We start from the raw sequence: 12,797 nt of genomic DNA, 5'->3' as shown, positions 1-12,797 counted from the left end.
GATGTTCCTCAAAAATGTTTCGGCCCCGATTTACGGGGCCGTTTTCTGGAAGTTGTTAGTGTCCACCACTGCCGAGTTCCAGAAGTGTGGCGTTACCACCTACTGCAGTGACGTTTATTGTTCGGGTGCGCTCTGTGATAAAGCGCAATACATAGGAAGGAGAACCCACCAGCGTAAGCTGCGATGGATTTGTTTCTGAAATGAGCTGAGCCAACAAGCCATCTCGCTCGGCGAGACGCTGGTTTACATCACGAACCTGCGTTTGCTCCGCAGTTATAGCGACACCCGCCAAACGTGAGTCAGCTGTTAGTTCATCCAGCTCAATCAATGGTAATCGGTTGGCAGTGCGTGACGGACAGCCAGCCTTGGTTAAATCAGCCAACAAAGCATCAGCATGGTTAGCAAGATTATCAGGCACAACGACCAGACCACAGTTACCTGCCAGTAATACAGCAGCCAGCTGTCCCGCAAGTGCGGTTAATGACAAGGTGTGATCGCCCGTAATGACAAACACACCACGGCCTGAAATATACAGTTCGTTGGTTTCACCTGTTGGCCCAGGCATCTCATGAACAGGCAACAGATATCGTTTTGCACTTTGGCATTGAAAACGGATCATTGCTGCGGCACAAGAGAATTCATCACCACCGCGTTTTTCGACCGCATCAGACCATGCCTTCAACAACGTTATGCGTTTCTCTACGCCCTGCTGATTCCAGTCTTCCCAAACAGCCAGACTCTGATTCACTGCCTGTTCTGTTCCCGTCATGCTTTTTACTCCCTGAAATAGCGAACTCATGCAGAAGCCTCCACCTTAGTAAACCGGTGCAGGTAGTGAGGACCACCCGCTTTTGGCCCGGTGCCAGACAGGCCCTGACCACCAAATGGCTGAACCCCCACCATGGCACCAACCTGATCTCGGTTGATGTAGCAGTTACCGACACGAGCACGTTGATCAATGTGACGGTATGTCCCCTCATTTCGGCTGTGCACTCCGAGAGTCAGGCCAAAGCCAGTCTGATTAATTTGATCAATCACTTGATCCAACTCGTCAGCATGGTAGCGAACAATATGCAGGATCGGGCCGAAGTGCTCCTGATCAAGACGAGATATCGAATCAATTTCGAAAGCCGTCGGAGGCACGAATGTGCCATGTTCGCAGGCACCATTCAGTTTAACGGCGGCAACTTTCTCTGCATGTCTCTCCATCTCAGCGATGTGTGACAGCAATTTCTTCTGAGCGGTTTCATCAATGACGGGACCGACATCGGTACTCAGCAATGATGGCTTACCGACAGACAGTTCAGACATCGCACCTCGAATCAGAGCTACAACGCGGTCTGCAATATCTTGCTGGACATACAACACACGTAACGCTGAGCAACGCTGCCCTGCGGAAGCAAATGCAGAGCGGAGCACATCACGTACAACCTGCTCAGGAAGTGCTGTACTATCAACAATCATTGCATTCTGACCACCTGTCTCAGCAATCAGCGGAACAGGCTCAGCATTGCGGCTGGCAAGGCTGCGATTGATACGCTGCGCTGTCGGCGTAGAACCTGTAAATGCAACACCGGCAATGCGTTCATCACTGGTAAGCAAACTGCCCAGCTCAGCACCTGTGCCCGGTAACAACTGAATCACACCTGCGGGAATGCCCGTTTCGAGTAATAACTGAATGGCACGGAAGGCGATCAGTGACGTCTGTTCTGCGGGTTTAGCAACCACGGTGTTACCTGCGACTAATGCAGCAGCTACCTGACCAATGAAAATAGCCAGTGGGAAGTTCCAAGGGCTTATGCAGGTGAAAACGCCACGTCCCTGATGAGACACGCTGCGCGTCAGACCGGTAAAGTCAGTGTAAGTCTCGGGCGTATCCATTAACGCCTTTGCTTCACCGGGGTAATAACGAAGGAAATCGACAGCCTCTCTCACTTCATCAATACTGTCATGAACCGTTTTACCTGCTTCGCGATGACAGAGCGCGACCAACTCAGGAAGGTTCTCTTCCAGCTTGTCAGCGAGCAATAGTAAGTATTCACCTCGTTCTTCAGCCTTTAATGCAGACCATGAAGAAAAACTTGCCGCCGCGGTGTCTAACGCGAGACTGGCCTGTTGCTGCGAAGCAAAAGAAATGGTGCCAACCTGCTGTCTGTTGTCATAAGGTGAAGTTACTGAATGCTTTTCACCATCCAGAATCTGCCCGTTAACCAAAGGCGCTGCATGCCACTCAACCTGTTCCATGAATGCCGAGACTTTCTCTGCAAAAGGTGTCCATTCAGAGTCAATATCAGTGGCAACACCCATAGAGTTTTTACGGTCGTCACCAAACACGCCAACAGGCATAGGAATGCGATTATTATGTAGCGTCTCCCTTGACAACAGGGTATCTATCGGGTGTTGAATAAGATCAGAGATTGGGCATCGTGCATCAACGAGACGATGCACAAAAGAACTGTTCGCACCATTCTCCAACAGACGACGAACAAGGTATGGCAGTAAGTCTTTGTGACTGCCGACCGGTGCGTAAATTCTGACACCATTACCAAACTGGTTCATCGCGTGGTTATAAAGGGCTTCGCCCATACCGTGGAGACGCTGGAATTCAAAGTCGCCGTGTGTTGCCATCGCAGAGATTGCCGCCACTGTGTGAGCATTGTGACTGGCAAACTGAGGATAAACCAGACCACGAACCTGTTCAGATAACAAGAATCGCGCGCAGGCAAGATACGCAACATCGGTAGCTTCTTTGCGCGTGTAGACAGGATAGCCATGGTGGCCATGCTGCTGCGACAGCTTAATTTCTGTATCCCAGTAGGCACCTTTTACCAGTCGCATTGGGATGACAGTACCGTGGACTCTGGCGAGACCTGCCAACCAAGTGATCACTGGTAATGCTCGCTTAGAATAAGCCTGCACAACCAGTCCGAATTTACCCCACCCTACTACTGACGGATGATTGTAGAGCTTCTCGAACAACTTAAGTGACAGTTCAAGACGGTCAGCTTCCTCAGCATCGATAGTGATAGCGACACCAAGGTCGATAGCCCGCTCAAGCAGCGCCAGAACAATATCATGCATTTCTGTCATAACACGTTCTGTGTTGGCTACTTCATAACGTGGGTGAAGTGCGGATAGCTTGATGGAGACAGAAGGCTCTGGGCCTTTCCCACGGCGCAGGTTTCTGCCGACAGCTTCAATGGCTTCCATATAATCATTGAAGTATTTTTGTGCATCCTGACGGGTCAGTGCTGCTTCACCCAGCATATCAAATGAGTAGGTGAAACCTTTGTCACGTGGCTTTTCACCATTTTTTAATGCTTCATCAATATCACGGCCCAGAACAAACTGGTGCCCCATGATTTTCATTGCCTGATGCATCGCCTGACGAATGACAGGTTCGGAGAACTTATTGACCAAACGGTTAAGCGTCGATACCGGACTATCATTTTGATCATCCATCGTCACCACTTTGCCCGTTAACATCAGCCCCCAGGTTGAAGCATTGACGAAAACAGACTCAGAACTCTTCAGATGAGATTTCCAATCGGCAACGCCCAGTTTGTCTCGGATCAGTGCATCAGCTGTTTTGCTGTCAGGCACTCGCATCAGCGCTTCAGCCAGACACATCAGCAGAATACCTTCGCGGGTATCAAGGCTGTACTCGAGTAACAGGGCATCGATCATTTGCACCGCTTTGCTGTCGGCGCGTACGGATTCAATCAGTTGAGTCGACGCCAGATCGGTATTTTTGCGTTCTTCATCAGAAGGGGTCGCAAGAGGCAGTAGCTCTTTTAGCCACAGGCTCTCATCGACACTATAAAGTGGGGAAATATTCTGCCAAAGCTGATCAAGCGGTTGCTCGATAAACGCAGGGGCAAGGACATCAATCGCTTTAAACATAAGCAGGATCCTCTCTCCTCATTCCGCATTCAGACGGAAAATGTTGCATCCATGTTATTAGTAAACCGATTCTAGGCTGATGTCTGAAACTGGTCTTTCAATATCCTGCGGCATTATTGCAAAAAACTCCGATAATTAACAAAGAAAATCTCTGTTATTTATAAATAACTAACAGAAATGATGACATTAAAATAGATAAGCAGTTTATTATTTTGCTAAAGAGGTTTTAAAGCAGACATATCAGCCAATAACAACTAACTGAATGTTATTGAAGGAAAATCATCAACAGTTTTTGACACGATAACGCGCAGGAGACACGCCGAAATAGCGGGAAAAGGCACTGGTAAAGCCACTCTGGCTGGAAAAACCGCAACTGTCTGCAATTTGTCCCATTGTCATCCTGCTTTCTTGGATCAACTGTCTTGCGAGGTGAAAGCGTTTCTCCAATACATATTGGTGTGGTGTCATGCCAACTTGGTCTTTGAATAACTGGTGGAACTGGCTTTCAGCAAGAAAAACAGTGCCAGCGAGCTGAGCAACCGAAATTTTACGGCTGATATGTGCCTGAATGTAGCTATCAATAACATCGAGATTCAAACGTTGTCCGTGACGTCGGGATTGGGCGCGATCTTTCAAATGGTTTTGCAGTACGCATATAAGTGTGTCTGCACAGGCAGAGCTAAGTAACAAATCATCAGGATTTGCAGCCATTTCTGTACTTAGTGCTTTTATGAGTAACTGGGCCTGATTGTCGAGCTGAAAATAGGCATCACCGCTGAATAACCGATCAACCTTATCTTCGAAATATTGCTGACCACCCTCTTCAGTGATCGGTACATTGATCACCAAAATTTCGTTGTGTCCAATACCAGAAAATGCGTGTTCTTCGTCAAAGGCAACTAAGCAACCCTGCCCCGGGCCAACCAGTCCTCCCCGGCCGCTGACCTCGAATTCAGATTGTCCCTGCAAGCCAATAACGACCTGACCATAATCATGTGTATGGTTTGACGTATAACTGGGAAGGGCAATGATCTGAGATTGTTTTCGCGCTGGCTTCATTTGGTGTGTTAATTATCTATTTTACCTGCCTGAATTGTCTCATCATTATTGAAAAAAGGCGATGTTGAATCTCGGAAAGATGATCAAGTGGTTGTTAAACTACGGTCAATGTCATTTCGACTGTATAAGTGAACAGGATCCGGGCAATGTAAGAGATGATAAGCATGCAATTTCTATTTTTTCAGTCGCAGAAAACACACGATTCAATTTAAAGTATTGAAAAATATGTTAAATATTTTTATCCGTGTTTTACAGACATCATGATCATGCTTCCATGACATTTTACTGCCGATCATTCCATGATCATCGTTCCGTACAAAAACGATCAACCTCTTCTGACCATACTGATCCCACCTTTAACTCTTCTTGATCACTCAACCAAGGACAGCTCTCAAATGTACTTTTTCATAGTTTTTTCAGAAGCTATTGACTGAACTCTCAAAATCTCCCCACTACAACACCTTAAATCTGATCAACGACTAAATTTTAAATTCTATACATACGTTTGTTAACTACTATTCATGATTCATTTTTGAGGCGGTAATGAAGGGCTGTTTATGAAGTGGTGAAACGGAGTCATTCGGTCATATCTGAATTAGCAGGGTAAATAGAATGAGTAATCGATTGTCCATGCTGTTGTCTGCATTGTGGTTGATACTTCTCAGTGGTCAGGTTGTCGCAGAGGAGTCACTCGGGTTTTCGCAAGAAGATCCGGTTGCAGTCCTTGAGCAACATCAGGAAGAGAAAAGAACAGAGATAAACACCCACTCTCAGAACCTCCAGGTTCAACACGATACACTTGCGACCTTGATCAATAAACGCTCTAACCTGAACAAGGTACGAAGTGATCTTGAGATACAACGAAATCGAACCCGTGACAGACTGGATGAGCAGTACCGCCGCTTACTGGAACGGCCAGATACAACGAGCCTTGGCCAGTATCAACAAGACTATCTCTCAGCGTGGCAATCTTTGCAGGAAAATAGCGATAAAATCGGCAACATGGATTTGCTGGTAAGCGATCAACAGAAACTCGTTGAAGATCTCAAGCAACAAAAACAGTTGTTAAGCAATGCTCTCGACAGTATTCAGGAAGATATGAAGCTGGCAAGAGTGAAGCGAATCAATCAGGAGTTGAGCTATAAAGACTCCATCGAATTGGTTCATACCATCACTTGCGACCCTAATGTCACACTGGCTGCCTGCTCCAAACAAGGTAAAGCCCTGACCATGCAGAAAGCGGTTGATACATTTCAAAGCCAGTTAATTGATACGCTGACCGAAACCTCACTGGCAAAACTTCATGTCGGTGCCGTGTCTTTTAATATTCAGGTGCTGAACAGCAATATCGTTAGCAGCGGTTTCAAGGGTGACAGTAGCTACATCACTCGTATCAATGTAGAAATGCGCAGTCAGCCCGATGAAAAAGTGGCCTGTGTTCTGCTTAATTTTTCTGATCGCTATTGCCTGAATCAATTACAGGAACTGGCTCAAAGTGATGACCTAAATCCAAATAAACATTGGATCAATGTAAAGATCCGCTCAAATCGCTTTGACGATAAGGTGACGATCAACGGGGTCGCATATGGAAGCACGCCAGTGGAAATTATGCTACCGGCAGGACAACATCAGCTTATGGTAGAAAAACCGGGGTATCAGCCATATAGCCGCCAGATGATCATGACCAAAGATTCTGTCATTTGGGCCAATCTTGAAGAAATCGATAATGCATCGAAGCCCGGCAAAAGATTTAGTGACCAGTTGTCTAACAACCGCAAGGCACCAATTATGGTGGTGATTAAAGCGGGTAATTATCAGATCGGTCAGCATGCTGAACGGCCGATAAAAATTGTTAAACCTTTTTCAATTGCCACGACACCTGTCACCGTTAAGCAATTTCGTGAGTTTGTCAGTGAAACCAATTTTGTAACAGATGCAGAGAATGGTCTCGGCTGCTCTGCGTTGGTTTACGGAAAAACGAAACAACTACTCAACCATAGCTGGCGTAACCCGGGCTTCAAACAATCAGATAATTCACCGGTTGTTTGTATTAGCAGACGGGATGCAATGGCCTACTCAAACTGGTTAAGTCGCCATACTGGCCATAATTATTCTCTGCCTTCTGAAACTCAGTGGGAAATCGCCGCCCGAGGCGGCAGTCAGTCAGACTATTGGTGGGGAGACGACATTGGGGTCGGTCGTGCAAATACAGGTTGGAGTGGTAGTGCGTGGTCAAACAAAAGTACTTCACCTGTCGCCAGCTTTCCTGCCAATCCCTATGGCGTTTATGATACTGCTGGTAATGTCTGGGAGTGGTCCGACAGTGATATGCCCGTAGCAAGAGGCGGGGCATGGAGCTTTTCACCCGGGAGTGCCCGGGTATCAGAGCGTCTTGAGTTAAAGCCAGAGAGCTCAGCCAATTACCTCGGTTTCCGTGTCGTCAGAAATATATGAATAAACATAAGTTATTTATTTCAGGGCAGCTTAGCTGCCTTTTTTTATCTTGAGATAAGCAACAGGAAATAAATTGACGACAACAATGGATACTTACTTTATCTATTTCCACATATAAAGGGCGCTAAAATGTAATTTATTAATAAATTACTAATGTATCTAAAAAATAATCTGGATTGTAGATGTTAAAGACATTTTTGAGACGACAATTCCGTATAAATATACGAAAAATAAAAATTAATAAAAACAATTGTTTAATTCATTTTATTTAAGTAATTCTCAATAACGAAACCCGATTTTATCAAAATAAATGGAAACTCTGCATGCAACGTATAGAATACAAATTACTATCATTATTGTACACAATACTAGATACATTTGTATAACATGTTGAATCGTTCTTGTTGAAAAATATAAATATTGGAATGACGTCTTACTCATCAAATTTGAAATCTAATGCGATAACCTCTTTGTTGAACAAGATATTTATCCGACATTACCAATTAGCTAATTACATTTTTTCGTTTTTTTTTGGACAACGTATCGAGACGTAAAGCATACGTCCTGTCCTTTTCACAACAACAGTAAAGGAACTATTGCTATGGACATTAACCGTCGTTTATGGATAAGTGCCGGACTCATAGGTGGGCTTCTCCTCTCTCAATCTTTCTCCGCATCTGCACAATCCGTCAGAGTACTCACTCAGCTCCTCGAGACAGCAAAACAATACCCTAATGAAGAGATGGCAATCAAATCACTGAAAAGTGAAGGATTCAATGTACTTTACAACAACTATGAAGGCTTGGGTTTAAGTACCAAGGACGGTCTTCGTTTAATTGCTGATAACACCTTCAACATTGTGTCTGTTCAGATAGGTACAGCTGCCCGCGATGATGCTTTCTTTGAAGGGTTGGATTTGATTGGTGTTTCAACGGATATGACGAGCCTTCGCGCCGCTGTTGACGCCTACCGACCTGCATTTGACGATCGTCTACGAAGCAGATTTGGAGCAACCGTTTTAGCACTGTGGCCCTTTGGTCCACAGGTATTCTACTGCAACGCAGAAATCAACAAAGTCGATGATCTTTCAGGTTTGAAAATAAGAAGTTTCACGCCATCTATGTCAGCTCTTCTCGAATCATTCGGCGCCAGTCCGGTTACGCTCAACTTTGGCGAGGTATATCCTGCTCTGCAACGCGGCGTTGCTGACTGCGGAGTAACCTCTCCAACTTCTGGCAACTCAGGTAAATGGCCGGAAGTCACCACGCATCAGTTGCCGCTTTCCGTATCCGGAGCCGTTCAGGGTATCTTTGCCAACCTCGATTGGTGGCAAAGTCTCTCAGATGATGAGAGAAAAAAAATAACAGAAACTTATTCTTCACTTGAGGCGGCTCAATGGGAGTTGGCACAGACAATTAATGATGACGCATTGGCTTGTAATACTGGTCAAACCGGTTGTAGTGTCGGCGAAAAGTTCTCGATGAAACTGGTACCTGTTACTGAAAAAGACAAGAAACGCGTAAAAAAAGCGGTAAAAAAAGTGATTTTACCAGACTGGTTTTCGCGCTGTGAAGCAACCTATAAGGGCTGTGAGAAGGTCTGGTACGATACAGTAGGCTCGGCACGCGGTATATCGCCACAAGACAAATAATTGTGGGGCTGAGATTATGAAATTTGAAGACCGCGTAAATAAGCTAATGCGCCTGATCGCACTGGGCGCAGGATATGTTCTGCTTGTTCAGGCGTTTGTCACCGCCGCCGAAATTGTTTCCAGAAAAGTCTTCAATCATTCTTTTCAGGGCGTCGATGAGCTTGGCGGATATGCACTGGCCTTTGCGGCCAGTGTTGGATTTGGTTATGCAGGAATAACCTGTGCCCATACCCGTATCGATTTTGCCATCAAGCATGCACCTCAATCTCTTCGCAGCTGTTTCCACCTATTGGCTAGTTTTGTTCTTGCCAGTGTATCAGTAGGTATGCTGTGGTTTGGGGTTCGCTCCCTGAGACAATCGTTAGACCTAGGCTCAATTTCAACAACACCTTTGCAAATCCCCCTTTGGATACCACAGTCTTTGTGGGTATTCGGTCTGGTCATGTTTTCTGTTGTCACAATCAGTATCTTCATTCGGTGCATCCTCAAAATCTCTAAAATGGACTTCATCGGTGTGGAGTCCTTGATGCGTGCGCAGTCTATTGAGCAGCAGGAACTTGACGCTGCCGGGTTCGGTGACTCTACCTCTAAAACAGGAGATAACTGATGGTTGGAATAGAAGTTATATTCATTGGTTTTCTCTGTGTTATCGGATTGCTGATGCTGGGTCTGCATGTAGGTACCGTGATGGTGGTAACAGCTTTATTGGGACTCATGTGGGGGTTTGGGCCTTCAATGATGAACTCAGCGGGTAACCTCATGTGGGGACAAATGAACAGTTTTGTTCTTACTGCTATCCCACTGTACATTTTGATGGGTGAGATCCTTGTCAAAAGCCAGGTTGCCGAGAGAATGTATCGGTCCTTGTCTGACTGGGTGCAGTGGCTCCCAGGGAGGCTATTGCACTCCAACATTGCATCATCATCAATGTTTGCTGCTATCTCTGGCTCGTCAGTTGCTACTGCTGCAACCATAAGTACAGTTGCATTCCCGTCTTTTAGAGAGAACAACTACGACGAGCGTTGGGTTGCAGGATCGATTGCAAGTGGCGCGACACTAGGGATCCTTATACCCCCCTCGATTAACTTGATCATCTATGGTGCAGTTACTGATACCTCTATCGGTGACCTTTTTATCGCAGGGATTGTCCCCGGGCTGTTACTCGCATCCTTCTTTGTGCTCATCATTGCTGTGGCTTCTGTTATCTGGCCAGACATATCAGGTAACTCAGATAGAAAGGCAGATGTTTCAGGTCGTTTATCCCGCCTGATTGATTTGGTGGGGCCTGCTTTCATTTTCTTCATGATTATTGGCAGTATTTATGGAGGATGGGCAACGCCGACGGAGGCGGCGGCTGTAGGGGTCGTGTCGTCATTGGGACTTGCAGCTTACTACAAGAAACTCAATTTTGAGATGCTCAACGAGAGTCTGTTGGGTACGGTGCGTATCACTGCAATGATTGTCTTGGTTCTGATTGGTGCTTTCTTCCTTAACTTTAGTATGGGGGTGCTTGGCATCCCCAATGAAGTGGCATCTTTCATTACCTCTCTGGAGGTGTCACCAGCGGAGCTTATCCTCTATCTGGTCGTACTCTATCTCATTCTTGGCTGCTTTCTGGATGCACTTGCAATGATGATAACGACGATACCTGTGTTGTTTCCAGTCGTTACCGCTGTAGGTATAGATCCGATATGGTTTGGTGTATTTGTGGTGATCATGTGCGAGCTTGCGCTGCTAACTCCGCCTGTAGGAATGAATCTCTATATTGTGCAGGGAGTGAGGAACAGGGGGAGTATCACTGATGTTATGGTGGGTGTACTACCCTTCTTTATCGGTATATTACTGCTGGTCACTTTGATCACCTTATTCCCAAGCATAGTGACATTTTTACCGGAACTGATGTAACACCTTGAACATGTAATAGCTTATCTGATAATAAAGCCTCATATCATGACCGATATGAGGCTTTTTTTCGCCTATTACGGGAATGTTATCTACGGAGAAAGACGTTCAATGTCCCACTGACCATCTGTCTGGTTCTGGTAGATAAAACGGTCATGAAGGCGGTGCTCTCCCCCCTGCCAAAATTCCATACTGTTTATCTTTACTCGGAATCCGCCCCAGAAAGTTGGTACAGGCACCTCACCTTTGGCAAACTTCTGCTTTAACTCCATGTATTTACCCTCGAGAGCGCTTCTAGCAGTCAATCGTTGGCTTTGCTTACTGGCCCATGCGGCTAGTTGGCTTTCTTTTGGACGTGAAGTGAAATATTTCATGACTTCCGTCGTTGTCAACTTTTCAGCAACACCAGTAATGTGTACCTGACGCTCGAGATGGTGCCACGGAAAATGCAGACTGATACGTTGATTATGCTTTAAGTGTTCGGCTTTGCGGCTACCCAGATTAGTATAAAAAACCATACCTTCATTACTGACATCTTTTAGTAACACGATACGTTGAAAAGGCTGCCCATCTTGGTCAACGGTTGCAACCGTCATCGCCGTAGGATCTGGTAGCTTTGCATCAATTGCCTGCTGTAACCAATGCTCGAAGAATGCGATGGGATCCTCGTTCAAATCCTTTCGTCTCAGTCCACCTTGAATATATTCCCGACGAATATCAGACAATTCCATGTAATTTCTCCAACTTATATTTTCAGTGTATTTTGGTCGTTTAACGTCTATATCTCAAGTAAAACGCATCCGGAATGTTTTGTCCGTGCTGACATCGGCTTGCATATATGTCGCATAAATAATTCAGTTTTCTCTTCTGTATTGGCTCAGTATCTCACTTAAAGTTTCACGTTCATCACTTATCTACTGTTAGAGTTATCGGACAACGTTGACCAGGATGGTTCATGGGGTTAGCGATTTGCCGACCATTTCTTTTGGCTATATCTACACTCAAGAAAGTACCTTGATTATCAAACGCTCAAAAGTCACTAAAAGAGGCGAAGATATGTCCCGTAGTTTTTTATGCGCGTTATATTGTTTTTTCCCGGACACCGCTCCTCCATCTTCTTATGTCGCTCTGATCAGGCTCGGTGAGTAAATTGCATATGCGTGCATTACTGTTGTTGTGCCTGACATTGGCACCCTTTGCTGACGCCAGCCATTCAATCATGGGAGATAGCACACTGGTTAAACGGGTAAAGCATGTGTACGGTGAGCCCGCCGCCCGAAGAACCACTGTATGGCAGGCAATGTTAAAAACGATGAAAGCCAAGCCTGAAACCCATAAATTGTACGAAGTTAATCTGTTCTTCAATCAATTAAACTTTGTTGATGATTACAAACTATGGGGAAAAGTGGATTACTGGGCAACCCCCGTAGAAATGATTGGCAACAACGCTGGGGACTGCGAAGATTTTACCATTGCGAAGTATTTCACACTTCGGGAATTGGGGGTCGATGACGCTAAATTGCGCCTAATTTACGTAAAAGCCCTACATTTAAACCAGTTCCATATGGTTTTGGCATATTATCCCACTCCTGATTCAGATCCGTTACTGCTTGATAATCTCGATCCAGAAATCAAATATGCGTCAAAAAGAAACGATTTATTCCCCGTGTACAGCTTTAATGGTAGTAGGCTTTGGTTATCAAAAGAGCGTGGGCGCTCCATTCTTGCAGGGAAAGCTTCACGTTTAAGTTTATGGAATGACGTAAAGTCCCGAATTCGTTCTTCAGAAATGAAAAAAGCGATCGTGAATTATGATGGTTGAACTAAC

At 45.5% G+C, this 12,797-nt stretch carries 9 protein-coding genes; 5 read left to right on the top strand and 4 right to left on the bottom strand.

Annotated features, from left to right (window positions below; genetic code table 11):
* Window positions 1–55 precede the first annotated feature (55 nt).
* From A8L45_RS00645 to A8L45_RS00635, 3 genes are all read right to left on the bottom strand, one after another.
* On the bottom strand, window positions 56–799 hold the full coding sequence (locus tag A8L45_RS00645; RefSeq protein WP_245680613.1) for a delta 1-pyrroline-5-carboxylate dehydrogenase: 744 nt from the start codon (window positions 797–799) through the stop codon (window positions 56–58).
* Window positions 796–3,903: a bifunctional proline dehydrogenase/L-glutamate gamma-semialdehyde dehydrogenase PutA gene (gene putA, locus A8L45_RS00640; protein ID WP_068898148.1), complete on the bottom strand. Its 3,108-nt coding sequence runs from the start codon at window positions 3,901–3,903 to the stop codon at window positions 796–798. The genes A8L45_RS00645 and putA overlap by 4 nt, the downstream gene beginning before the upstream one ends.
* Before the next feature lie 282 nt (window positions 3,904–4,185).
* Window positions 4,186–4,962 (bottom strand): helix-turn-helix transcriptional regulator, encoded by a 777-nt coding sequence (locus A8L45_RS00635; RefSeq protein ID WP_068898147.1) that lies wholly within the window; start codon window positions 4,960–4,962, stop codon window positions 4,186–4,188.
* 612 nt (window positions 4,963–5,574) lie between these two features.
* On the opposite strand from A8L45_RS00635, the gene A8L45_RS00630 reads away from it, so the two are divergent.
* The 4 genes from A8L45_RS00630 (at window position 5,575) to A8L45_RS00615 (ending at window position 10,972) form a co-directional block, all read left to right on the top strand.
* Window positions 5,575–7,416 carry an SUMF1/EgtB/PvdO family nonheme iron enzyme gene (locus A8L45_RS00630; RefSeq protein WP_068898145.1) on the top strand — a complete coding sequence of 614 codons (1,842 nt, stop codon included), beginning with the start codon at window positions 5,575–5,577 and terminating at the stop codon, window positions 7,414–7,416.
* A 601-nt stretch (window positions 7,417–8,017) separates the two neighbouring features.
* A complete protein-coding gene (locus A8L45_RS00625; RefSeq protein ID WP_068898143.1) occupies window positions 8,018–9,067 on the top strand; it encodes a TRAP transporter substrate-binding protein in 1,050 nt (349 codons plus the stop codon).
* Window positions 9,068–9,083: 16 nt separating this feature from the next.
* The gene (locus A8L45_RS00620; protein WP_068898141.1) at window positions 9,084–9,674 is read left to right on the top strand and encodes a TRAP transporter small permease subunit; all 591 of its coding nucleotides are present in this window, start codon (window positions 9,084–9,086) and stop codon (window positions 9,672–9,674) included.
* Window positions 9,674–10,972 (top strand): TRAP transporter large permease, encoded by a 1,299-nt coding sequence (locus tag A8L45_RS00615; RefSeq protein WP_068898139.1) that lies wholly within the window; start codon window positions 9,674–9,676, stop codon window positions 10,970–10,972. Before A8L45_RS00620 ends, A8L45_RS00615 begins: the two co-directional genes overlap by 1 nt.
* 89 nt (window positions 10,973–11,061) lie before the next feature.
* Here the strand turns inward: A8L45_RS00615 and pdxH are convergent, their stop codons facing one another.
* Complete coding sequence (gene pdxH, locus A8L45_RS00610) at window positions 11,062–11,700, bottom strand: pyridoxamine 5'-phosphate oxidase (protein WP_068898137.1); 639 nt, start codon at window positions 11,698–11,700, stop codon at window positions 11,062–11,064.
* A 419-nt stretch (window positions 11,701–12,119) separates the two neighbouring features.
* Between pdxH and A8L45_RS00605 the strand changes: the two genes are divergently transcribed.
* A complete protein-coding gene (locus A8L45_RS00605) occupies window positions 12,120–12,791 on the top strand; it encodes a transglutaminase-like cysteine peptidase (protein WP_281181476.1) in 672 nt (223 codons plus the stop codon).
* Window positions 12,792–12,797 lie beyond the last annotated feature (6 nt).

The organism is Veronia pacifica (genome assembly GCF_001707825.1).
Taxonomy (GTDB): domain Bacteria; phylum Pseudomonadota; class Gammaproteobacteria; order Enterobacterales; family Vibrionaceae; genus Veronia; species Veronia pacifica.
The sequence above is the reverse complement of the archived record's forward strand: the minus strand, read 5'-3'. Positions and strand labels throughout refer to the sequence as shown.

What these genes read in the sequence shown, in the direction of transcription:
- putA (WP_068898148.1), bottom strand. Translation starts at nt 3,903, where the DNA reads ATGTTTAAAGCGATTGATGTCCTTGCCCCTGCGTTTATCGAGCAACCG.
- pdxH (WP_068898137.1), bottom strand. Translation starts at nt 11,700, where the DNA reads ATGGAATTGTCTGATATTCGTCGGGAATATATTCAAGGTGGACTGAGA.
- A8L45_RS00620 (WP_068898141.1), top strand. Translation starts at nt 9,084, where the DNA reads ATGAAATTTGAAGACCGCGTAAATAAGCTAATGCGCCTGATCGCACTG.
- A8L45_RS00630 (WP_068898145.1), top strand. Translation starts at nt 5,575, where the DNA reads ATGAGTAATCGATTGTCCATGCTGTTGTCTGCATTGTGGTTGATACTT.
- A8L45_RS00625 (WP_068898143.1), top strand. Translation starts at nt 8,018, where the DNA reads ATGGACATTAACCGTCGTTTATGGATAAGTGCCGGACTCATAGGTGGG.
- A8L45_RS00645 (WP_245680613.1), bottom strand. Translation starts at nt 799, where the DNA reads ATGAGTTCGCTATTTCAGGGAGTAAAAAGCATGACGGGAACAGAACAG.
- A8L45_RS00615 (WP_068898139.1), top strand. Translation starts at nt 9,674, where the DNA reads ATGGTTGGAATAGAAGTTATATTCATTGGTTTTCTCTGTGTTATCGGA.
- A8L45_RS00635 (WP_068898147.1), bottom strand. Translation starts at nt 4,962, where the DNA reads ATGAAGCCAGCGCGAAAACAATCTCAGATCATTGCCCTTCCCAGTTAT.